Consider the following 21,507-nt stretch of genomic DNA (forward strand, 5'->3'; position numbering starts at 1 on the left):
CCGGCCGCGCCGCCGGCGAACCGGCCCCGGAGCCCCGCAGGCACCCGATTGCCGCCCGTCCGGACCGCAGCGGCACCGCCCGTTGTCCGAAGCCCTCACGAGGAGTCACCGATGAACGCTGTCACCCCGCGCCCCGCCGAGCGCACGGCCCGGCCCCGGCACTACCTGATGTGCCGTCCGACCCACTTCGAGGTCACCTACGCGATCAACCCGTGGATGGACCCGGCGAAGCCGGTCGACACCGGGCTCGCCGTGGCGCAGTGGGAGCGGCTGTACGCGCTCTACCAGGAGCTCGGCCACCGGGTCGACCTGATCGACCCGATCCCGGGCCTGCCCGACATGGTCTACGCCGCCAACGGCGCCACCGTGGTGGACGGCAAGGTGCTCGGCGCCCGCTTCCGCAACGCCGAACGCGCCGCCGAGGGCCCCGCCTACCTGGAGTGGTTCCGCGCCAACGGCTACCCCGAGCTGCACGACCCGGAGCACGTCAACGAGGGCGAGGGCGACTTCCTGGTCACCGCCGAGTACGTGCTCGCCGGGCGGGGCTTCCGCAGCACGCCGGCCGGCCACGCCGAGGCCCAGGAGTTCTTCGGGCGCCCGGTGATCGGCCTGGAGCTGATCGACCCGCGCTACTACCACCTGGACACCGCGCTGGCCGTCCTGGACGGCGACGAGATCATGTACAACCCGGAGGCCTTCTCCGCGGGCAGCCGCGAGGTGCTGCGCCGGCTGTTCCCGGACGCGGTGCTGGCCGACGCCGGCGACGCCGCCGTGTTCGGCCTCAACGCGGTCAGCGACGGCCTGCACGTGTTCCTGCCGGAGGCGGCCACCGGCCTCGCCGACAAGCTGCGGGAGCGCGGCTTCGAGCCGATCGGCGTCGACCTGTCCGAGCTGCTCAAGGGCGGCGGCAGCGTCAAGTGCTGCACCCTGGAGCTGCGCCACCGCGCCTGACCGCTGCCCGTCCGCCCGTCCGCCCCTTCGCCCGCCTCCGTGACGCCGGGGGCGGACGAACGGGGCGGACGCGGGCCGTGCGACCACCCCGTACCAACGCGACGGGCCGCGCGGGCCTCCCCCCGAGGAGGTCCGCGCGGCCCGTCGGCGTCGCGCCCCGGTGCCGCCGCCCGACGACGGCGGCCCGGTGGCGGCTCAGTCCGGCCGCCCCGCGCGCGGCGGCCCGCTCTCGGCCCAGCGCTTCAGCAGGGCGGCCGCCGCGCCCGAGTCGACCGCCTCGGCGGCCCGGGGCAGCACGGCCGCCAGCCGCTCGACGACCGGCCGCTCGGAGGGCGTCAGCGCCGCCAGGCCGGCCGCCGCGGACAGCAGGACGGCGTCACGGACGGGGCCCTGCTCGCCGTCCAGGACGGCGTGGACCACGCCCGCGTTGTGGGCCGCGTCGCCGCCGCGCAGCGCGTCCGGGGCCGCCGTCGCGATCCCGAGCTCGCGCGGGTCGAGCCGCTCCTGCACGAACCGGCCGGTGGTCGCCGTCCAGACCGTCGAGGTGGTGGAGACGGACAGTTCGTCGAGGCCGTCGTCGCCCCGGAAGACCAGCGCGTCCACGCCCTGGCGGGCGAACACGGCGGCGATCAGCGGGCCCAGCCGGGGATCGGCGACGCCGACCGCCATGGCCGTGGGCGAGGCCGGGTTGGTCAGCGGGCCCAGCGCGTTGAACGCCGTCGGCACGCCCAACTCCTTGCGGGCGACGGCCGCGTGGCGGAACGCCGGGTGGAAGGCCGGGGCGAAGCAGAAGCCGATCCCGACCTCGCGCACCGAGCGGGCCACCTCCTCGGCCGAGAGCTCCAGCGCGATGCCGAGCCGCTCCAGCACGTCCGCCGAGCCGGAGGCGGAGGAGGCCGAACGGTTGCCGTGCTTGACCACCCGGGCCCCGGCGGCCGCCGCCACGATCGCGGCCATGGTGGACACGTTCACGGTCTTCGCGCCGTCCCCGCCGGTGCCGACGATGTCCAGTGTCGGCCCCGGCACGTCGACCCGCACCGTGTGCTCGCGCGCGGCCCGGACCAGCCCGTCGACCTCCTCGGCGGTCTCGCCCTTGGCCCGCAGCGCCACCAGGAACCCGGCCAGCTGCGCCGGTGCCGCCTCGCCGCGCATCACCCGGTCCATCGCCCAGGCGGTGTCGGCGGTGCTCAGGTCCGTCCCGCCGATCAGCGCCGTGAGCAGCTGCGGCCAGCTGCGCGATTCACCATTCCCTGTCACTGGTCACCCATTTCCGCTCGTCGGTTCCGATGTGCGTGCGGTCAGCGTCCGGCGCCGACCGCGAGGAAGTTCTCCAGCAGCTGCATGCCGCCGGTGGTGGTGATGCTCTCGGGGTGGAACTGCACCGACTCGATGGGCAGGCTGCGGTGCCGCATGCCCATGACGTAGCCGTCGTCGTCGGCGGTCGCGGTGAGTTCCAGGTCCTCGGGCAGCGGCTGGGTGACGATCAGGGAGTGGTACCTGGTCGCGGTGAGGCTGTTGCCGAGGCCGGCGAACAGGCCGCGCCCGTCGTGCGTCACGGTGCTGGTGCGCCCGTGCATCAGCCGGTCGGCGACCTGGACCCGCCCGCCGAACGCCAGGCCGATCGCCTGGTGGCCCAGGCACACGCCGAGCAGCGGGACCTTCCCGGCGAAGTGGTGGACGAGCTCGACGTGGCCGGAGGCCGCCGGGTGCCCGGGACCGGGGCCGAGCACGACCGCGTCGGGCGCGGTCGCGGCCAGCTGCTCGGGGGTGCGGGTGTGCGAGCGGACCACCTCGGTGTCCGCGCCGAGCGCCCGCAGGTACTGGTCGATGATGTGGACGAAGCTGTCCCGCGCGTCCACCAGCAGAACCTTCACGCCGTCAACTCCTCACCCGTCAGCGCCCAGTAGGCGGCGCCCAGCTTCGCCAACGTCTCGTTCCACTCGCCCTCGGGGGTCGAGTCGGCGACGATCCCCGCGGAACTCTGCACGGAGTACACCGCGCCGTCGTGCGCGATCGTGCGGATGCACAGGGCCAGTTCGCTCCAGCCGCCGACGTCGATCAGGCCGACGGCACCGGCGTAGGCTCCGCGCGGCTCCCGCTCGATCTCGTGGATGATCTCCATGGCGCGCAGCTTCGGCGCGCCGGTCATGGTGCCGGCCGGGAAGGTCGCGCACAGCGACCGCCACACGTCGGCGTCCTCCTCCAACTCGGCGCTGACCGTGGACACCAGGTGGAAGACGTGCGAGAAGGTCTCCACCACCATCAGGTCGTCGGCCGTCAGGGTGTGCGGCTTGCAGACCCGGCTGATGTCGTTGCGGGAGAGGTCGACCAGCATGACGTGCTCGGCCTGCTCCTTGGTGCTCGCCAGCAGGGCCTTGATCCGCCGCTCGTTCTCCTCCTCGTCCTGGTCGCGACGGGTGGTGCCGGCGATCGGGCGCATCACGATCCGGCCGTCCTCGATCCGGAACAGCAGCTCGGGGCTGGCGCCGATCAGCGTGCCCTCGCCGTTCGGGAGCAGGTACATGTGCGGGGAGGGGTTGCGCGAGCGCAGCCGCCGGTAGACCTCGACCGGCGTCAGCGCGGTGCGGACGTCGATCCGGTGGCCGACCTGGATCTGGTAGATGTCGCCGACCCCGATGTGCTCCAGGCAGCGCCGGACCCAGCCGTGGAAGGTGTCGCGGTCCACGCTGTCGTGCACGGACTGCGGGCGGACGGCCGGCGGGCACGCGGCCTGCGGCTCCTGCCCGGCCGCCTCCCGGGCCGCGCCCGCGAGGTCGTGGCGGCCGTGCTCGCCGAAGGCCGGGCTGTCGGCGGTCCGCAGGACCGGCGCGCCGTCGGTGCCGTAGTGCACGCTGTCGCGGAACAGCGTCAGCACGGCGTCCGGGCGGGCCGGCGGCAGCGCCCGGGCGGGCAGGTCCTCCATGTGCCAGGCCGCGTCGTAGCCGAACCGGGCCAGGAAGCCGAAGTGGAAGCGGTCGCCGGGCAGGCCCGGCTCCAGGCCGAACAGGCCCTGCGCGCGCCGCAGGAACTCCCAGACGCGGGCCGGCTCGGGGGCCTCCAGCCGCGCGGGGGCGTCCGCGGCGGGGGTGAGGCCCGCCGCCTCGGCGGTCGCCCGCAGCACCGGGGCGAGCTCCGCGATCCCGTCGATCTCCAGGTACGAGCCGTACAGCCGGATCTCGGCGAGCGGGCCGCAGCCGAGCACCGCGGGCCCGCCCTGCCGGCCGGACTCGGTCAGGCTCTCCAGCAGGTACACCTGCTCCGCGCCGAGCCGGTCGCCCAGCCGCGTGTACAGCTCCAGCGGGTCGTGCGGCGGCAGCGGCTCGGTGCCGAGCCGGACGGCGAACGGAGGGTGCGATGGCGCGTCTGGCATCGGAATCCTCATCGTGAATGGCCGGCTGGGTACGGCCGGTGAACCAATGGCCTCCAGTCAATCCGTTCGTCCCGGAAGGCGGTCAGACCAGTTCTCCGGTGCGGGAGCAGGCCAATTCGCGGACGCTTGACCTTCTTTCCGCGGCCGGGCTGCAATGAGCGGGCCAGCGATTTCCGTTCCCATCCGAGGGCCGTGATGAATCGAATTCCGCAGACCGGAGCACCTGCCGCCTGGCGTTCCCTGCCGGCGGCCCAGCAACCGCAGTGGCCGGACCAGGCGGCGCTGCGCGAGGTGGTCGCCGACCTGTCGGCCGCCCCGCCCCTGGTCCTCGCCGAGGAGTGCGACCGGCTGACCGACCGGATGGCCGCCGTCGCCGCCGGCGAGGCCTTCGTCCTCCAGGGCGGCGACTGCGCCGAGACCTTCGGCGGGCTCACCGCGGACGCGGTCACCGCCAAGCTGCGCACCCTGTTGCAGATGGCGGTGGTCCTGACCTACGCGAGCGGCGTCCCGGTCGTGAAGATCGGCCGGCTGGCCGGGCAGTACGCCAAGCCCCGCTCCCAGCCGGACGAGACCCGCGACGGCCTCAGCCTGCCCTCCTACCGGGGCGACGCGGTCAACGGCCCGGAGTTCACCGAGGCGGCCCGCCGCCCGGACCCGGCGCGGCTGCGGCGGATGTACGAGGCGTCGGCGGTCACCCTCAACCTGGTCCGCGGCTTCGCGGCCGGCGGCAGCGCCTCCCTCTACCAGGCCCACCAGTGGAACCGCGGCTTCCTGGAGGACTCCGCCGAGGCCCGCCGCTACGAGGAACTGGCCGACGGCGTGGACCGCGCACTGCGCTTCCTGCAAGCCTGCGGCTGCGACCCGGCCGGGCTGCTGGAGGCCGAGTTCTTCGCCAGCCACGAGGGACTGCTGCTGGACTACGAGCAGCCCCTCACCCGCACCGACCCGCGCACCGGGGCGCACTACGCCACCAGCGGGCACCTGCTCTGGGTCGGCGAGCGGACCAGGGGCCTGGACGACGCGCACATCGCGTACTTCGCCGGGATCCACAACCCGATCGCCGTCAAGCTCGGCCCCACGACCACCGCGGACGAGGTCCTCGGCTACGTCGACCGCCTCGACCCCGACCGCCGGCCCGGCCGGCTGACCTTCGTGGTGCGGATGGGCGCGGGCCGGGTGCGCGAACTGCTGCCGCCGCTGGTGGAGAAGGTCACGGCGGAGGGCGCCCGGGTCGCCTGGATCTGCGACCCGATGCACGGCAACACCGTCCAGACCGACGACGGCCGCAAGACCCGCCGCTTCGACGACATCCTGGGCGAGGTCGCCGGCTTCTTCGAGGTGCACCGGGAGCTGGGCACGCACGCCGGCGGCATCCACGTCGAACTCACCGGCGACGACGTCACGGAGTGCCTCGGCGGCGGCGACCAGGTCCGCGCCGAGGACCTGCACCAGCGCTACGAGACGGCCTGCGACCCACGGCTGAACCACCGCCAGTCCCTCGACCTCGCCTTCCGGGTCGCGGAGCTGATGAAGGCCTGAGAACCGCCCCGGACCGCGGTTGGCCGGATCGGTGCGCGCCGATCCGGCCAACCGGCCTTTCCGCGCCGATTCCCCGTCGGTGACCCGGGGGCGCGGACGCCGATCGCAGTCCGTCAGGCGGCGTCTTTTGGGGAGAACTGAATATCGTTGACCCATTGACCGGGCCGTCCTTAGAGTGCCTTGCGATCCTGCGCCTATTCCTCTGGGGGGAGTGGAAACGGTGGGGTACCGACCTGGTTCCGGCATACGCCACGACGGCAGTTCCTCACCCGTGCCCCGGGTCGAGTACCGCATTCTCGGCCCGCTCGAAGCGCTCGTCGACGCCAGGCCGCTGAACCTCGGCGGGATCCGGCAGCAGACGGTGCTCGCCGCGCTGCTCCTCGACGTCAACCGGGTGGTCAGCGTGGACCGCCTGGTCCGCGCCCTCTACGAGGAGGCCCCGCCGGCCACCGCCCGCGCGCAGTTGCAGATCAGCGTCTCCGCCCTGCGCCGGCTGTTCGCCGTGCACGGCCTCTCCGACGTCATCACCACCCACCCGCAGGGCTACATGGTGAAGGCGGCGGACGCCCAGCTCGACCTGCTCCAGGCCCGCGACCTGGTCGGGAAGGCGCGGGCGCTGCGCGACCGGAAGGCGGCGGACCGCGACCGGACGGCGGAGGACCGCGACCGCAAGGCGGAGGCCGCCGCCCTCTTCCGGCAGGCGCTCGGACTGTGGCGCGGCGATCCCCTCGGCGGCCTGCCCAGCGAGGCGCTCCGGTCCGCCGCCGGCCAGCTCACCGAGCAGTGGGTCGGCGCCACCGAGGAGTGCGTCCAGCTCGAACTCGCACTCGGCCGGCACGGCGCGGCCGTCGGCGAACTCATCGGCCTGGTCGACGAGTTCCCGTTACGGGAGCGGCTGCGCGGCCAGCTGATGCTGGCGCTCTACCGCTCCGGGCGCCAGACCGAGGCGCTCCAGGTCTACCGCGACACCCGTCAGTGGATGATCGACGAACTCGGTGTCGAACCCGACCCCCGGCTTCAGCGGCTCGAACTCTCCATCCTCGCCGGCGACCCCCGGCTCGACCTGCCCGACGGCCGTCCGGCCGCCGCCCACGCCACCCCGGCCGCCGAGTCCGCCGCCGCGCCGTCCGTGGCCACCGCCGCCCCCGTCACCGTCCCGGAGATGCTCCCCGCCGACCTCGCAGACTTCACCGGCCGCGAGCACCTGCTCGCCGGCCTGCGCGAACGGCTGCTGCTCTCCTCCCACGACCAGTCCCGGCTCGCCGTCCCGATCGTCTCCGTCGTCGGCAAGGCCGGGGTCGGCAAGACCGCCGTGGCCGTCCACGCGGCCCACCAGATCGCCGCCGAGTTCCCCGGCGGGCAGCTCTTCGCCGACCTGCACGCCGGGGCCCCCGACACCGTCGGCCCGGCCCAGGTGCTGGAGCGCTTCCTGCGCGCCCTCGGCGTCAACGGCACCGCCATCCCCGACGGGCTGGAGGAGCGGGCCGAGATGTACCGGGCCCTGCTCGCCGAGCGCCGGGTGCTGATCGTCCTCGACAACGTCGCCACCGAGAGCCAGATCACCCCGCTGCTGCCGGGCAAGCCCACCTCGGCCGTGATCGTCACCAGCCGGCGGCACATCGGCAGCCTCGCCGGAGCCGTCCGGGTGGACGTCGACACCTTCGACCCCGACCAGTCCGCGGAACTGCTCGGCCGGATCGCCGGCCCCGCGCGGGTGGCGGCCGAACCGGAGGCGGCGAAGGCGCTGGCCGAACTCTGCGACCACCTGCCGCTGGCGCTGCGCATCGCCGGCGCCCGGCTCGCCGCCCGGCCGCACTGGGAGATCACCGAACTGGTGGAGCGGCTGGAGGACGGGACCCGCCGGCTCGACGAGCTCAAGTACGCCGACGTCGGCATCAGGGCCGGCCTCTCGCTCACCTACGAGAGCGTCAGCGAGGACGCCCGCCGGCTGCTGCGGCGGATCGCCCTGATCGACGAGGGGCCGTTCTCCACCTGGGTCGGCATGGCGCTGCTCGACCTGCCCGAGTACCAGGTCCAGGACCTGATCGACGAACTCTCCGACGCCCAGCTGCTGGACGCCGTCGGCACCGCGCCCGGACGCCACACCCAGTACCGGCTGCACAACCTGGTCCGGGTCTTCGCGCGCGAACGCCTCGTCGACGAGGAGAGCGTCGAGGAGCGGGAGTCCGCACTGGCCCGGGTGATCGGCTGCTTCCTCTACCTGCTGATCGAGGCGAGGCAGCGCGAGTACGGCCGCGACGTGCTGATCCGCGGCCGCGGCACCGCCCTGCACCCGCTGCCCGCCCGGACGGTGGACCGGCTGCTGGCCGAGCCGCTGCGGTGGTTCGCCCGGGAGCGGCCCATGCTCGTGCCCCGGGTCAGACAGGCGGCCATGATGGGCCTCACCGCGCACTGCTGGGAACTCGCCGTCACCGCCGTGACGTTCCTGGAGACCCACGGCCGGCTCGACGACTGGCGCGACACCCACGAACTCGCCCTCGCGGCCGCCCGCAAGGGTGGCGACCGGCTCGGCCAGGCCGCCGCACTGCACTCCCTCGGCTCGCTCGCGCTGACCCGGCAGAACTTCGCCGCCGCCGAGGAGCGCTTCCGCCAGGCCGCCGGGATCTTCACCGACCTCGGCGACGACCTCGGCTCCGCCCTCACCGCCCGCGGCCTCGGCTACCTCGCCCGGGTGGACGGCCGGATCGACGAGGCGACCGCCCACTACCAGGCCGCCCTCACCGTCCTGCGGGCGAGCGGCGGCTCCGTCGCCGTCGCCTACGTGCTGCACAACCTGGCCCAGCTCAAACTGGGCGAGGGCGACGAGGAGGGCGCCGGAGAGCTCCTCGACGAGGCGTTGCGGCTGAGCCGGGAGGGCCGCGGCCGGCGGGTCGAGGCCCAGGTGCTGCACCGGATGGGCCAGAGCCACCTGGAACGCGGCGGCTACGACCGGGCCCTGGAGGCCTTCTCCCGCGCCCTCGACGTCGTCCGGCTGATCGGCGACCACACCGGCGAGATCTACGCCCTGCACGGCATCGGGGCGGCCCGCCACCGGCTCGGCGAGAGCGGCGAGGCCGCCCACGCCCTGCACCGCGCCCTGCTCCTCGCGGAGGGCTCCAACGAGCGGCTGATCATGGGCCGGATCCTCGTCACCCTCGGTGAGTTGGCGCTCGGCACCGGGGAGGCCGACCTGGCGGTCCAGCACCTGCGGCGGGCCCGGCTGGTGTTCCGCCTCATGCGGACCCCCGCCGAGGAGGCCCGCACGCTCGACCTGCTGCGCTCCGCCCGGCTGGCCGCCGGCGACCCGGAGCCCCCCGCAGGCCCGGGTCCACCTTCCTAGTCGGCGATGAAGGCCACCGCGTAGTGGTTCAGCGAGAGGGTGAGGCTCACCCGGTGCCCCGACTCGCCGTCGGAGACCCGGAAGGTGGCCGCCACCTCGGGGTGCACGGTGAACAGGCCGAGCCCGCTGAAGTACCGGTCGACGTCGAACACCAGCCGGTAGAGGCCGCGCCCGCCGTCCGTCCCGCCCCACTCCTCGATCCGGCCGCTCGCGTCCGTTCTGCGCTCGACCACCGGCACCCACTCGTTGTCGACCAGCGACTCCAGTCTCGTGTCGAGGCCGACGGCGGTGCGCCCGTGGACGCTGTCCAGCGCTTCGACGATGACCCTCGCCATCAGCCCACCCGCCCCGGGCGCGGTAACCGGGCCGGCGGACGTTCCTCGGACGGGATATCTCGCATGAAAACCACTCCTTGCCTCAGTACACGATGCATTGGGAAAAGGGCGCGTCAAGCCTATTGTCAGGGGTCCCGCTATCGGCCCGCCATCGAATGATTATTTGTTCGAAAAGTCTTGACGGGCAGTGATTCCGGACCAGTAAAGTCACCGCTGCCAGCCACAATCCTCCGCCGCCGCACACCGCGACCTCCCGTCCGGTCGCCCGTCCGGCGGCGTTCCCGAAAGAGGCGGAAAATCCATGTCTCCGAAATCCGTCCCCACCGCACGGCGGCTCCGGGTATTCGACTCGACACTGCGCGACGGCGAACAGGCCCCGGGCAACGCGATGAACCCCGACCAGAAACTGGAGCTGGCCCTCGCCATCGAGGCGACCGGCGTGGACACCATCGAGGCCGGCTTCCCCAGCTCCTCACCGCGTGACTTCGAGGCGACCAGACTGATCGCGGGCGCGCTCACCACCGCCAAGGTGGCGACTCTCAACCGGGCCGTCCGCGCGGACATCGAGCTGGCCGCCGAGGCCGGCGGCGTCGAGCGCCACCAGGTCCAGATCATGGCCACCGGCAGCGACGTCCACCTGGAGCACAAGCGCGGCCTCACCCGGGCCGAGGGCCTGCACGAGATCATCGACAGCATCCGGTTCGCCCGCGAGCTGGGCTTCACCGACATCACGCTCGGCATCGAGGACGCCAGCCGGGGCAGCGACGACCTGCTGCGCCCGATGATCGAGGCCGGCATCGAGGAGGGCGCCGGCACGGTGGCGCTCGCCGACACCACCGGCTGCCTGATCCCGGCCGAGTTCGGCGCCCAGGTGGCGCGGGTCCGCTCCTGGATCCCGGACCACATCATCCTGTCCACCCACTGCCACCAGGACCTCGGACTCTCCCTCGCCAACGCCCTGGCCGGCGTCGAGGCGGGCGCGGACGAGGTGCAGGCCACCATCGCCGGCATCGGCGAGCGCGCGGGCAACACCCCGCTGGAGGAGCTGGCGGCGGTACTGCTCTACAAGGGCGAGCAGCTCGGCCTGACCAGCCGGCTGCGCACCGAGAAGTTCTACGAGGCCTACCAGCTGCTGGCCCGGATCATCGGAATGTCGACGCCGCGCAACAAGGCGATATTCGGGGAGAACGCCTTCGCCACCCAGGCCGGAATCCACCAGGCCGGAATGCTGCGCAATCCGGTGACCTACGAATACGTCGAGCCGCACAGCTTCGGCCGGGAGCGCGGAATTCTCATCGGCCGGCACTCCGGGCGCAATGTGGTCCGCAACCTGTTCGACCAGATGGGAATCGGCGCCGAGCGCGACCTGCTCGACGAGATCTACGAGACCTACATCGCGGGCCGCGCCGACGGCACCTGCATCGAACTGGGCGAGCTGCGCGAGATCATCGCCGAGCGCCTGGAGCGCACCAGCGAGATGGCGGTGGCCAGCTGATGGGCGGCACCGAGCGCAACCTGATCGAGAAGGTCTGGCAGAGCCACGTCGTCGACCAGGCACCGGGCGAGCCCGACCTGCTCTACATCGACCTGCACCTGCTCCACGAGGCGAGTTCCCCGCAGGCCTTCGACGGCCTCCAGCTGGCCGGCCGCCGGGTCCGCCGGCCCGACCTCGCGCTCGCCCTCGAGGACCACAACGTGCCCACCAACACGCTGCTGGTCAAGGACGCGATGGGCAGCGCCCAGCTGGAGCGCCTGCGCGAGAACTGCGAGGAGCAGGGGATCGAGCTGTTCTCGCTCGGCGACGACCGGCAGGGCATCGTGCACGTGGTGGCGCCCGAACTGGGCTTCGTGCGCCCCGGCATGACCGTGGTGTGCGGTGACAGCCACACCTCCACGCACGGCGCCTTCGGGGCGCTCGCCTTCGGCGTCGGCACCAGCGACGTCGAGCACGTGCTCGCCACCCAGACGCTGGCGCTCCAGCGCCCCCGGACGATGTCCGTCGAGTTCGTCGGCGAGCCGCCGGCCGACGTCACGCCGAAGGACCTGATCCTCGCGGTGATCGCGCACATCGGCGCCAACGGCGCCAACGGCTACGCGATCGAGTACCGCGGCAAGGCCGTCGAGGACCTCTCCATGGAGGGGCGGATGACGGTCTGCAACATGAGCATCGAGGCGGGCGCCCGCGCCGGCCTGATCGCCCCCGACGACACCACGCTCGCCTACCTGCGCGAGCGCTGGGACCCGGCCGCCGAGGCCGACTGGGACGAGGCCGTCCGCTACTGGCAGTCCCTGCGCACCGACGAGGGCGCCGCCTTCGACCGCGTGGTCGAACTGGACGTCACCGGGCTCAAGCCCTTCGTCACCTGGGGCACCAACCCCGGCCAGGCCGTCCCGCTGGACGCCGCGGTGCCGGCGCCCGAGACCTTCGCGACCCCCGCCGAGCAGCAGGCCGCGCGCCGCGCCCTGGAGTACATGGGCCTCGAACCGGACGTCGCCCTGCGGGACGTCGAGATCAACACGGTCTTCCTCGGCTCCTGCACCAACGGCCGGATCGAGGACCTGCGGGCCGCGGCCGACGTGCTGCGCGGCCGCAAGGTCTCCGACCGGATCACCATGCTCGTCGTCCCCGGCTCGATGGCCGTCCGGGCCCAGGCCGAGGAGGAGGGCCTGGACCAGGTCTTCCTCGACGCGGGCGCGCAGTGGCGGCTCTCCGGCTGCTCGATGTGCATGGGCATCAACGCCGACCGCCTCCAGGGCATCCAGCGGGTCGCGTCCACCTCCAACCGCAACTACGAGGGCCGGCAGGGCACCCACGCCCGCACCCACCTGGTCTCGCCCGTCGTCGCCGCCGCCACCGCCGTGGTCGGCCGCCTGGCCGCGCCGACCGAGCTGTGACCGCGCCCGCCGGGCACACCCGCCCGACCCGCCCGACCCGTTCCACCCGCCCGACCCGTTCCACCCGACCGGCCTGTTCGACCCGTTCGACCGACCGCAGCCAGACCGACCAGCAGGGGGCAGAGGCATGAGGGAGCCGCTTACGGCGCACACCGGACAGGCCGTGGCCCTGTCCCGGGACGACGTCGACACCGACCAGATCATCCCGGCCGAGTTCTGCAAGCGGCTGACCAAGACCGGCTACGCCGACACCCTGTTCGGGCACTGGCGCAAGGAGCCCGGGTTCGTCCTGAACCAGCCGCAGCACCAGGACGCGAGCGTCCTGGTGGCGGGCCACAACTTCGGCACCGGCAGCTCCCGCGAGCACGCCGTGTGGGCCCTGCGCGACTGGGGTTTCCGGGCCGTCATCGCCACCAGCTTCGGCGACATCTTCCTGCGCAACGCGCTGAAGAACGGTCTGCTGGCCGTCGCCCTGCCGGTGCCCGTCGTCGCCGACCTCGCCGAACGCGCCCAGGCCGACCCGAAGTTCGAGATCACCGTCGACCTGGAGCAGCTGACCGTCGGCACCGACCTCGGGACCTGGGAGTTCGAGGCCGACCAACGCGCCCGCTGGCTGCTGCTCAACGGCCTCGACGACATCGACGTCACCCTGCGCAAGGCCGACGCGATCGCCGCCTTCGAGCAGGGCCGCCCGGCCTGGATGACCAGCATCACCCGCGGCGCCTTCTCCTCCCCGGACACCGCGAAGCAGCGCCGGGCCTCCTGACGACCGCACCCCCCGGCGCAGCTCCCAGGGCCGCGCGGCGGTGACCCTGCCCGACGCCCCCGGCCCGGCCGACCCGACCCACACCCGGCCGGCCCCACCCCAGAAACGGTGAGAGACCCATGACCAAGACAGTGACCGTCATCCCCGGTGACGGCATCGGCCCCGAGGTGACCAAGGAGGCCCTGGAGACCATCGAGTCGCTGGGCCTGGACCTCGCGGTCGACGTGCTCGACCACGTCAACGCCGACACCTACCTGCGGACCGGGGTCTCCCTGTCCGACGAGGACTTCGAGCGGATCAAGGCGAGCGACTCGGTGCTCTTCGGCGCCATCGGCGACCCCCGCGTGAAGACCTCGGACTACGGCCGCGGCGTCCTGCTGCGTCTGCGCTTCGACCTCGACCTGTACGTCAACCACCGCCCGGCCACCCTGCTCCAGGAGCGGCTGAGCCCGCTGCGCGACGCCCGGACCCGCGCCATCGACGCCGTGATCGTCCGGGAGAACACCGAGGGCCTCTACACCGACATCGGCGGTGTGCTGCGCGGGAACACCGTGCACGAGATGGCCGTCGACGCGGACGTCAGCACCTACATGGGCGTCTCGCGGGTGATGGAGTACGCGTACTCGATCGCCGAGCGCGGCGTCTGCATGGTCGACAAGTCCAACGCCGTCCGGCACGGCGGCCAGGTGTGGCAGCGGGTGTTCCGCGAGGCCGCCGCGAAGTACCCCGCCATCAGCTCCACCCACCTCTACGTCGACGCCGCCGCGATGAAGCTGATCTCCGACCCGTCGCAGTTCGACGTGATCGTCACCAACAACTCGTACGGCGACATCCTCAGCGACCTGGCGGCCATGCTGGCCGGCGGCCTGGGCAACGCGGCCTCGGCCAACATCAACCCGGACACCGGGTTCGGCCTCTACGAGCCGGTGCACGGCAGCGCGCCCGACATCGCCGGCCAGGGCATCGGCAACCCCTTCGGCGCCATCCTCAGCTCCGCGCTGATGCTGGAGCGCCTGGGCTGGGCCGCCGAGGCGAAGGCGATCCAGCTGGCCGTCGGCACGGCCGTGGCCGAGGGCGCCTGCACGCCGGACCTCGGCGGCTCCCTCACCACCGAGCAGGTCGGCGCCGCGGTCAGGGCGGCCCTCGCGGCGGCCTGACGGCATGACCCGCCCCCACCCCCCAACCGCCGCCGTGGTCGCCCCACCGACCACGGCGGCCGGGTCCGTCCTCCCCGACACCGCCCGGCGGGCGGGCGTCCGAAGGCGGACCCAGGCCGCTCAGCCCCAGGGATTGTGCTCGTGCGATTCGCTGACCGCGGTACGGAACGTGGTGTGCTCGATCATCTCGTACGGACTCCAACTCCTGGACGGCGCGGCCGGTCGGCAGCGGTTGAAAGGATGGCTGAAGCCTGGCAGCTCCGGCCATCGGCCCGCTATCGACGCCCGCTGGGCACGCCTGCTGTCGACGCCCGCCGGGTACGCCCGCTGTCGACGCCCGCGCCCGGCCGGACGGCACCGGGTTCGGCGCCGCCGGGGCGGCGGGGCCGGCTCGGTAGGATCCTGGCATGGGTGCGCAGGAAGAGGCGTGGGACACGGACGCGGCGGAGCGGGCGGTCGCGGTGCTGAAGGCGGTCGCCGACCCCTCCCGGTACCGGCTGCTCTGGGCGCTGACCCGGCGGGAGCTGCCGGTCAGCGAACTGGCGGAGCTGCTGGGCGCGCACGTGGCGGCGACCTCGCAGCACCTGGCCAGGCTGCGGGCGGCCGGGCTGGTCGTCTCGCGCCGGGAGGGCACCCGGATCTTCTACCGGGCCGCCGAGGTGCGCGGCCTGCTGACGGAGGCGGCGCTGATCGCCAACGACCTGCCCGGGCGCGGTGACGGCGGTGACGGCGGCGGTACCGGCCCGGCCGCCGCGACGGCCGAGCAGCCGTTCGCCCGCGCCGTCCGCTCCGCCCGCCGCCGCCCGGCCACCGGCCAGGCCTGAGGCCCGTCCTAGGGCGTCTCCTCGTCGAGCCGGTACTCCCGCAGGGCGGCGTCGTAGCCGAACAGCCCGGCGTAGCGGCCCCAGTCGGTGGCGGTCTCCAGCTGCCGGTCGACCTGTTCGCTGGTGTAGTGGTGGGCGAGCAGGTCGCGGAAGAAGCCGGCGTGCACGGCGGTGCCGGGGCGGCCGCGCAGGCCGTTGGTGATCAGCCGGACCAGCGGGACGTCCACCGCGGCTCCGGCGAAGATGGTCCGGGACTCCTGGACGTCGGCTCCGGCGAAGGCGGTGCCGGCCTCGGTGAGCAGCAGGTCGTCGCCGTGGATCTCGGCGAAGCCGAGCAGGTCGAGGGCGTCGAGCTGGGGGAGCATGTCGTCGATGTCGAGGCCGAGTTCGTCGGCGAGGTCGGCGAGGTCGCAGCAGCCGCCGCGGTGGGCGATCATCGCGGCGAGGCCGGCGAGGCCGTCCACGCTGGCGGTGGGCAGCGGGGTGTTGGCGACGGTGCGCCGGTCGGGCCGGGCGCCGTCGGCGCGGCCGGGCAGGCGGGTCTCCTTGGGGCGTCCGGTCATGATCCGGTAGACCCGGTCGACGAGTTCGTCGAAGGCGGCGGCGTCGCGGTCGCGGGGCCGGTCGAGGTCGACCTCGACGGTCTCCCGGATGGTGCCGTACGGGCGGGAGCCGAGGACGACGATGCGGTCGGCCATCAGGACCGCCTCCTCGATGTTGTGGGTGACCAGCACGACGGCGCGGGTGGGGAACTGGCCGGACTCCCACAGTTCCAGCAGTTCGCCGCGCAGGTTCTCGGCGGTGAGGACGTCCAGCGCCGAGAAGGGCTCGTCCATCATCAGCACGTCCGGTTCGACGACCAGGGCGCGGGCGAAGCCGACGCGCTGGCGCATGCCGCCGGAGAGCTCCTTGGGGTAGGCGGACTCGAAGCCGGCCAGGCCGATCAGGTCGATGGCCTGGACGGCGGCCTCGGCGCGCTCCCGGGGCGGCACGCCGCGGGCCTCCAGGCCGAGTTCGACGTTCTGCCGGACGGTCAGCCAGGGCAGCAGCGCGAAGGTCTGGAACACCAGGGCGCTGCCCGGGTTGGCGCCGGTGAGCGGGGTGCCGCGGTAGGCGACGGTGCCGGAGCTGGGCGGGATCAGTCCGGACAGGCAGCGCAGCAGGGTGGACTTGCCGGAGCCGGAGCGGCCGAGCAGGGCGACGATCTCGCCGGCCCGGACGGTGAGGTCGATGCCGGACAGCACGGGCAGCGCGCCGTCGGCGCCGGCGTAGGCCTTGGTGAGGCCGACGGTCTCCAGCAGGATCTCGCCGTCGGCGGGGGAGCCGGGGAAGTCGGGGGAGTCGGAGGAGTCGGAGGAGTCTGCGGGGGAGAACACAGCGGCGGTGGGCGGCGCGGTGCGGGCGGCGCGCGGGAACGGGAAGCGCATGCGGGGACCTCCGGGGCGGGGAGCGGGCGCGGGTCAGAGCGAGTAGCGGCGCTCGGCCAGGCGGTAGAGGCGGCGCCAGAGCAGCCGGTTGAGGGCGACGACGTACAGGCTCATCACCGCCACCCCGGCGAGCAGGTGCGGGTAGTCGCCGTGCTCGGTGGCCCGCGCGATGTACGCGCCGAGGCCGGTGGCGGTGAGCGTGGTGCCGCCGAAGGTGACGACCTCGGAGACGATGGAGGCGTTCCAGGCGCCGCCGGAGGCGGTGAGTCCGCCGGTGACGTAGGCCGGGAAGATCCCGGGGATGATCAGCCGTCGCCAGCGCTGCCAGCCGCGCACGCCCAGGTCGTCCATGGCCTCGCGCAGGTCGGTGGGGATGGCCATGGCGCCGGCGATGGTGTTGAACAGGATGTACCACTGGGCGCCGAGGGCCATCAGCAGGACGCCGCCGAGGTCGATCGACAGCCCGGTCCGCAGCAGCAGCCACACGACCAGCGGGAAGAGGAAGTTGGCAGGGAAGCTGGCGAGCACCTGCACCAGCGGCTGGGCGATCCGGGTCAGCCGGGGGGAGAAGCCGATCCGCACGCCGACCGGCACCCAGACCAGGGTGGCGACGGTCACCAGGACGACGACCCGGGCGAGGGTGGCGAGGCCGAGCAGCAGCGGTTCGCCGAACACGCCGAGGCCGGTCGCGCCGTGCAGGTAGCGGCCGAGGTCGACCAGGCCCCAGAGCACGAGGCCGCCGGCGACGGCGGCGAAGGCGGTGTCCCCGGCGCGCCGCCGCCCGGGGTCGACGGCCAGCGGGCGGTCGTCGGTGCCCAGCAGGCGCCCGGCCCGGGAGAGCGCCCGCCACCCCGGGCGCAGCAGCCGGCCGAGCAGCCCGGGCCAGTGGGAGCGGCGCAGCAGGTCCAGCACGACGGAGCGCTGCACCTCGGTGGCCTCGGACTGCTCGTTCTTGAAGCGTTCGGCCCAGGCGGTGAGCGGGCGCCAGAACAGCAGGTTGACGCCGACCACCAGGACGGCCATGGTGGCGATCGCCCAGCCGACCCGGCCGAGGTCGCCGGCGGCGATGGCCGCGCCCGCGTAGGAGCCGACCCCGGGCAGCGCGTAGCGCTGGTTGTCGACGCTGATCGCCTCGGAGGCGACCAGGAAGAACCAGCCGCCGCCGAAGCTCAGCATGCCGTTCCAGACCAGGCCGATCATGCCCGAGGGCAGTTCGACCTTCCAGAACCGCATCCACCGGGTGAAGCGGAACGAGCGTGACAGCTCGTCGAGTTCGGGCGGCAGCGAGACCAGCGAGCAGTAGAAGCCGAAGGTCATGTTCCAGGCCTGGGAGGTGAAGATGGCGAACACCGCCGCGCACTCCAGGCCCAGTACGGAGCCGGGGAACAGGGCGAGGAAGCCGGTCACCGCGACGGTCAGGAAGGCGAGCACCGGTACCGACTGGAGGATGTCCAGGGCCGGGATCAGGACCCGCTCCAGCCGGCGGCTGCGGGCCGCGGCGTAGGCGTAGCCGAAGGTGAAGACCACCGACACGGCGAGCGCGGCGAACATCCGCAGCAGCGAGCGGGCCGCGTCGTACGGCAGCCGGGCCGGGTCGGTGTCGACCGCCGCGTTCCGGCCGGTGGAGAACCGGACGGTGGTGCCCTGCCCGACCCGCAGCGCGAGGTAGAGCAGCACCAGGACGGCGGCCGCGACGAGCGCGTCCACCCAGGTCATCCGGGCCAGGCGGGCGGCCGTCCGGGACGGCAGTGAGCCCCGGGCGGCGCCCGGGGCCGGCTTCGGCAGGGTCATGGGGTGCACCTCCGGCGCGCACCCGGGGCCCCGGGGTCGGGAGAGGTGCGTGCGACGTCAGCGGGATCGGGACGAACGCCGCGTCCCCCCGGGCCGTTGCGTCAGGCGCGCGGTCGGGCGTGGGGGAGGCGGCCGGTACGGCGGCGCGTACTGGGAGGGTCTTCGCCCATGGCCGCCTCCTCCGGTGGTGTCGTCTGGTGTCGTCCCGGCCCGTCCTGCGGGCCCCGGGCAGTCTGCTCCTCGGGTACGTCCGTAGGCAAATGGATCCGGGGTTCCTCCGCGCGCCGGCTCAGGCCGCTTCGACGAACTCCAGCAGGTTGCCGACGGGGTCGGTGGTGTAGAAGCGGCGCCGGGGCGGCAGGCTGTCGTCCCACACCACGAGCGCGCCGAGCTCGGACAGCCGCGAGGCGAAGTCGTCGATCTCGGAGACCGCGATCCCGGGGTGGGCCTTGGTGCTGGGGCGGAAGCGCTCCTCGATGCCGAGGTAGAGCCGGACCCGGCCGCCGTCGGCGGCGAACCAGCAGCCGCCGCCCGCGGTCAGCGGCCGGGGCTTGGGGATCTCGGCCATCTGCAGGACGTCGCCGTAGAAGGCCCGCAGCAGGGCCTCGCTGCCGGGGGGTGCGGAGAGCTGGACGTGGTCGAGGGCCGTGATCACTGCGGCCTCCTCTCGGGAGCGGTGTGGTGCCGGGCCGCGGTGACCAGCAGCCGGGCGGTCGGGGTGGACAGGTCGAGGTGGTGGGCGATCCACTGGGGGTCGTGCCCGTGGGTGGCGAACACCCAGGCGGTGTAGAGCCGGTTCAGGCCGGGGGCGCCGGGCGACAGCAGCAGCGGTCGGACCTGCTCCATCGGGAACCCGTCCAGGGAGCGGGCGCTGAACCACTGGGTGTCGTCCTCGTCGGGGGCGGCGGGTCGGGCGGTGCCGCGCCCGCTGCGGGCGAGCAGCAGGGCGAGGAGCAGCCCGGCCGCCGAGGCGCCGATGAGCACGCCGGAGAGGAAGATCCGCAGCCGCCCCGGGGCGACGCCGACGGCGATCCCCTGGAGGGTGAGGAGGAGCAGGACGCCGCACAGCGCCGTCCCTCTGCTGGTCCAGGGGAACAGGGCGGTTCTGGTCACGACGGTGTCCTCCTTCGGTGGGGTGGCGGCCGGTGGGGTGCCGCCGGGGCGGGCGATCGGGCCTCGGGCGGCGCGGCCGGACGGCGGTCAGGCGACGCGGGTCAGGCGCGGGTCGTACTTGTAGCCGATCTGGCGGACGGTGGCGATCGCCTCCCGGTGGCCGGGGCCGAGCTTGCGGCGGATCCGGGCGATGTGGGTGGCGATGGTGCGGGTGTCGCCGGTGTCCGGTCGGCCCCAGACCGTCTCCATCAGCTGGCGGCGGGAGTGGACCCGCAGCGGGTTGTCGACCAGGTGCGCGAGCAGCTCGAACTCCAGGTAGGGGAGGGTCAGTTGCTGCCCGTCGACGGTGACGGTGCGCTGTTCGGGGTCCACCACCAGGCCGGTGTCCGGGTCGACGGCGGGCCGGGGGGCCGGGGCGGGGCGCGGACGCCGGGGCGGGGCGGCGGCGGTGTGGTCCGAGAAGATGGCTTCGAGCCTGGGGTAGCGCACGGCCATGGCGGATGCTCCTTCGGCGGGTCGGTGCGGAGTCGGTGCGGATCTGTACGAATCGGGACGGGCCGGTCAGCGGGCGGGGTGCCAGGGGTGCCAGGAGGCTTCCAGTCGGGCGGTGCCGTCCGGGGCCGTGACGGTCCGCCAGCTGGCCCGCAGCCGGGCGGGGCGGTCGGCGGAGGCGGCGGCCGGTGCCGGGGCCTGGGCCGTGACGGCGTGCAGGACGGGGCTGTCCAGCGGGCTCTCCGCCAGGCGTCGGCCCACGACGGCGAGCGCGGCGCGCAGGCGGCCGCGGCCGGCGGACGGGAGGGAGGGGTGGAACGCGGCGACGATGGACATGGCAGGTCACCTCCGTGACGGGGCGGCGGGTGGAGGGGGTGCGCGAGGGCGCGGGTGGTGCGGTCGGCGGGGCGTCAGCCGTGCGGCCGGTGGCGGGCGGCGGCGCGGCTGAGGCGGCGCGCGGCGGCCGGCGGGAGGTCCGCGAAGTCGGCGAGCCAGTCCGGGCGGTGGCCCTGGCGGGCCAGCAGGTAGGCCAGGTGCACGCGCGGCTCGTACGCGGAGGCCCGGGTGTTGGGCGTGCCGGAGTGCGGGCAGGCGCCGGGGTCGTCGAGGCGGTAGTCCCTCTCGACGCCGTCGTGCAGGGCGAGGCGGACGCGCGGGCAGTGGTGGTGAAGGGCGGTGCGCATGGCCGTACTTCCTTCCTTCCCCGGGTGCGGGGCGGTCGAGGTTTCCGGGTCGGGGCCGGGGCGGCGGCACTGTCGGGCGCCGCCCCGGCGGCGGCTCAGTGGTTGAGCGCGGTCTGGACGATTTTGATGATGACCATCACCATCGCGACCAGGAGGTAGGCGCGCAGGGCGCCCATGCCGACCTTGCGGGCGGTGGACATGACCGGCTTGCCGAGGGTCTCCAGCGGGGGCATCCGCCACTCCTCGCGGCCGGTGCGGTCGATCGGGTCCTCCTTGGTGGCGGTGCGGCCGAAGGTGAAGAAGTACCCGGCGACCAGCACACCGGCCACGCCGCAGCCGGCCATGATCCACAGGATCGCCTGCGAGCTGATGTCGGGCCAGACCACGGCGGCGGTCAGGATCAGCGACAGCATCACCAGGACCCCGACCACGGCGGAGGTGAAGGCGTTGGTCTTGGGCCCGTTGACCCACGGCCCCAGGACGGCCTTGTCGTTGCAGAGCAGCAGCAGGAACACCGTCGCCGAGGGCAGCAGCACACCCGCCAGCACCTGGACGAACTGCGTCATCAGGCCCTGGGTGTAGCCGGTGGACAGCAGCGTGATCACGGCCGCCGCGACCACCAGGCCCGCGTAGATCGCGTAGAAGCCCTTGGCGCCCTTGACGCCCCGGTGCAGCGAGTGCCTGATGCCGAACACGTCGCCGATCGCGTAGGCGGTCGACAGCGACACGGCGAAGGCGCCGATGATCGAGGCGTCCAGCAGCGCGATGGCGAACAGCACGCCCACCACGTGCCCGGCCTTGTCCTCAAGGCCCTTGGCGACGGC

General features: G+C 73.7%; 20 protein-coding genes. 8 read left to right on the forward strand and 12 right to left on the reverse strand.

Annotated features, from left to right (window positions below; all coding sequences use genetic code 11):
- Positions 1–111: 111 nt before the first annotated feature.
- Positions 112–951: a dimethylargininase gene (gene ddaH, locus AC07AL_RS08005; protein WP_478317194.1), complete on the forward strand. Its 840-nt coding sequence runs from the start codon at positions 112–114 to the stop codon at positions 949–951.
- Between the two features lie 195 nt (positions 952–1,146).
- Here ddaH and trpD read toward each other — a convergent pair whose 3' ends face one another.
- From trpD to AC07AL_RS08020, 3 genes are read right to left on the reverse strand one after another with little or no spacing between them, the layout of a single operon-like run.
- Entirely contained in the window at positions 1,147–2,208 is a 1,062-nt protein-coding gene (gene trpD / locus AC07AL_RS08010) for an anthranilate phosphoribosyltransferase (protein WP_363585090.1), read from the reverse strand.
- A 41-nt stretch (positions 2,209–2,249) separates the two neighbouring features.
- Complete coding sequence (locus AC07AL_RS08015) at positions 2,250–2,825, reverse strand: anthranilate synthase component II (RefSeq protein WP_063349726.1); 576 nt, start codon at positions 2,823–2,825, stop codon at positions 2,250–2,252.
- Positions 2,822–4,321, reverse strand: coding sequence for an anthranilate synthase component I family protein (locus tag AC07AL_RS08020; RefSeq protein WP_363585088.1), 1,500 nt, complete (start codon positions 4,319–4,321; stop codon positions 2,822–2,824). The genes AC07AL_RS08015 and AC07AL_RS08020 overlap by 4 nt, the downstream gene beginning before the upstream one ends.
- 195 nt (positions 4,322–4,516) lie before the next feature.
- On the opposite strand from AC07AL_RS08020, the gene AC07AL_RS08025 reads away from it, so the two are divergent.
- Both AC07AL_RS08025 and AC07AL_RS08030 read left to right on the forward strand, forming a co-directional pair.
- Positions 4,517–5,860, forward strand: coding sequence for a class II 3-deoxy-7-phosphoheptulonate synthase (locus AC07AL_RS08025; RefSeq protein WP_063351485.1), 1,344 nt, complete (start codon positions 4,517–4,519; stop codon positions 5,858–5,860).
- Positions 5,861–6,080: 220 nt separating this feature from the next.
- Positions 6,081–9,200 carry an AfsR/SARP family transcriptional regulator gene (locus AC07AL_RS08030; RefSeq protein ID WP_478317195.1) on the forward strand — a complete coding sequence of 1,040 codons (3,120 nt, stop codon included), beginning with the start codon at positions 6,081–6,083 and terminating at the stop codon, positions 9,198–9,200.
- Here AC07AL_RS08030 and AC07AL_RS08035 read toward each other — a convergent pair.
- The gene (locus AC07AL_RS08035; protein ID WP_478317196.1) at positions 9,197–9,535 is read right to left on the reverse strand and encodes a hydroxyisourate hydrolase; all 339 of its coding nucleotides are present in this window, start codon (positions 9,533–9,535) and stop codon (positions 9,197–9,199) included. The two genes, AC07AL_RS08030 and AC07AL_RS08035, sit on opposite strands and share 4 nt — an antisense overlap.
- A 301-nt stretch (positions 9,536–9,836) precedes the next feature.
- On the opposite strand from AC07AL_RS08035, the gene AC07AL_RS08040 reads away from it, so the two are divergent.
- The 5 genes from AC07AL_RS08040 (at position 9,837) to AC07AL_RS08060 (ending at position 15,177) form a co-directional block, all read left to right on the forward strand.
- Positions 9,837–11,030: a LeuA family protein gene (locus AC07AL_RS08040; protein WP_363585082.1), complete on the forward strand. Its 1,194-nt coding sequence runs from the start codon at positions 9,837–9,839 to the stop codon at positions 11,028–11,030.
- Positions 11,030–12,430, forward strand: a complete 1,401-nt coding sequence (gene leuC, locus AC07AL_RS08045; protein WP_400984843.1) for a 3-isopropylmalate dehydratase large subunit — start codon at positions 11,030–11,032, stop codon at positions 12,428–12,430. Before AC07AL_RS08040 ends, leuC begins: the two co-directional genes overlap by 1 nt.
- Before the next feature lie 127 nt (positions 12,431–12,557).
- A complete protein-coding gene (gene leuD, locus AC07AL_RS08050) occupies positions 12,558–13,196 on the forward strand; it encodes a 3-isopropylmalate dehydratase small subunit (protein WP_363630447.1) in 639 nt (212 codons plus the stop codon).
- Between the two features lie 119 nt (positions 13,197–13,315).
- The gene (locus AC07AL_RS08055) at positions 13,316–14,353 is read left to right on the forward strand and encodes an isocitrate/isopropylmalate dehydrogenase family protein (RefSeq protein WP_363630449.1); all 1,038 of its coding nucleotides are present in this window, start codon (positions 13,316–13,318) and stop codon (positions 14,351–14,353) included.
- A gap of 407 nt (positions 14,354–14,760) precedes the next feature.
- Complete coding sequence (locus AC07AL_RS08060) at positions 14,761–15,177, forward strand: ArsR/SmtB family transcription factor (RefSeq protein ID WP_063349734.1); 417 nt, start codon at positions 14,761–14,763, stop codon at positions 15,175–15,177.
- 8 nt (positions 15,178–15,185) lie between these two features.
- On the opposite strand, the gene AC07AL_RS08065 is transcribed toward AC07AL_RS08060, so the two are convergent.
- From AC07AL_RS08065 to AC07AL_RS08100, 8 genes are all read right to left on the reverse strand, one after another.
- The gene (locus AC07AL_RS08065) at positions 15,186–16,604 is read right to left on the reverse strand and encodes an ABC transporter ATP-binding protein (RefSeq protein WP_400984847.1); all 1,419 of its coding nucleotides are present in this window, start codon (positions 16,602–16,604) and stop codon (positions 15,186–15,188) included.
- Positions 16,605–16,637: 33 nt separating this feature from the next.
- Positions 16,638–18,395: an ABC transporter permease gene (locus AC07AL_RS08070; RefSeq protein WP_363589665.1), complete on the reverse strand. Its 1,758-nt coding sequence runs from the start codon at positions 18,393–18,395 to the stop codon at positions 16,638–16,640.
- Between the two features lie 289 nt (positions 18,396–18,684).
- Positions 18,685–19,050 (reverse strand): VOC family protein, encoded by a 366-nt coding sequence (locus tag AC07AL_RS08075; protein ID WP_363589663.1) that lies wholly within the window; start codon positions 19,048–19,050, stop codon positions 18,685–18,687.
- Positions 19,047–19,508 carry a hypothetical protein gene (locus AC07AL_RS08080; protein ID WP_363589661.1) on the reverse strand — a complete coding sequence of 154 codons (462 nt, stop codon included), beginning with the start codon at positions 19,506–19,508 and terminating at the stop codon, positions 19,047–19,049. The genes AC07AL_RS08075 and AC07AL_RS08080 overlap by 4 nt, the downstream gene beginning before the upstream one ends.
- Before the next feature lie 87 nt (positions 19,509–19,595).
- Complete coding sequence (locus AC07AL_RS08085) at positions 19,596–20,003, reverse strand: winged helix-turn-helix domain-containing protein (protein WP_363623399.1); 408 nt, start codon at positions 20,001–20,003, stop codon at positions 19,596–19,598.
- Between the two features lie 66 nt (positions 20,004–20,069).
- The gene (locus tag AC07AL_RS08090; RefSeq protein ID WP_363589657.1) at positions 20,070–20,336 is read right to left on the reverse strand and encodes a hypothetical protein; all 267 of its coding nucleotides are present in this window, start codon (positions 20,334–20,336) and stop codon (positions 20,070–20,072) included.
- Between the two features lie 74 nt (positions 20,337–20,410).
- A complete protein-coding gene (locus AC07AL_RS08095; RefSeq protein WP_363375417.1) occupies positions 20,411–20,683 on the reverse strand; it encodes a hypothetical protein in 273 nt (90 codons plus the stop codon).
- A 95-nt stretch (positions 20,684–20,778) separates the two neighbouring features.
- Positions 20,779–21,507, reverse strand: a 729-nt coding sequence (locus tag AC07AL_RS08100; protein WP_478317197.1) for a divalent metal cation transporter, incomplete at its 5' end; no start/stop codon positions are given.

This window comes from Kitasatospora sp. NPDC043949 (assembly GCF_056435365.1).

Bases quoted from the DNA above. Each gene is read 5' to 3' on its own strand.
- AC07AL_RS08065 (WP_400984847.1), bottom strand. From the start codon at position 16,604: ATGCGCTTCCCGTTCCCGCGCGCCGCCCGCACCGCGCCGCCCACCGCC.
- AC07AL_RS08040 (WP_363585082.1), top strand. From the start codon at position 9,837: ATGTCTCCGAAATCCGTCCCCACCGCACGGCGGCTCCGGGTATTCGAC.
- AC07AL_RS08085 (WP_363623399.1), bottom strand. From the start codon at position 20,003: ATGGCCGTGCGCTACCCCAGGCTCGAAGCCATCTTCTCGGACCACACC.
- AC07AL_RS08070 (WP_363589665.1), bottom strand. From the start codon at position 18,395: ATGACCCTGCCGAAGCCGGCCCCGGGCGCCGCCCGGGGCTCACTGCCG.
- AC07AL_RS08035 (WP_478317196.1), bottom strand. From the start codon at position 9,535: ATGGCGAGGGTCATCGTCGAAGCGCTGGACAGCGTCCACGGGCGCACC.
- leuC (WP_400984843.1), top strand. From the start codon at position 11,030: ATGGGCGGCACCGAGCGCAACCTGATCGAGAAGGTCTGGCAGAGCCAC.
- leuD (WP_363630447.1), top strand. From the start codon at position 12,558: ATGAGGGAGCCGCTTACGGCGCACACCGGACAGGCCGTGGCCCTGTCC.
- AC07AL_RS08090 (WP_363589657.1), bottom strand. From the start codon at position 20,336: ATGTCCATCGTCGCCGCGTTCCACCCCTCCCTCCCGTCCGCCGGCCGC.
- AC07AL_RS08060 (WP_063349734.1), top strand. From the start codon at position 14,761: ATGGGTGCGCAGGAAGAGGCGTGGGACACGGACGCGGCGGAGCGGGCG.
- AC07AL_RS08025 (WP_063351485.1), top strand. From the start codon at position 4,517: ATGAATCGAATTCCGCAGACCGGAGCACCTGCCGCCTGGCGTTCCCTG.
- AC07AL_RS08095 (WP_363375417.1), bottom strand. From the start codon at position 20,683: ATGCGCACCGCCCTTCACCACCACTGCCCGCGCGTCCGCCTCGCCCTG.
- AC07AL_RS08055 (WP_363630449.1), top strand. From the start codon at position 13,316: ATGACCAAGACAGTGACCGTCATCCCCGGTGACGGCATCGGCCCCGAG.
- AC07AL_RS08020 (WP_363585088.1), bottom strand. From the start codon at position 4,321: ATGCCAGACGCGCCATCGCACCCTCCGTTCGCCGTCCGGCTCGGCACC.
- ddaH (WP_478317194.1), top strand. From the start codon at position 112: ATGAACGCTGTCACCCCGCGCCCCGCCGAGCGCACGGCCCGGCCCCGG.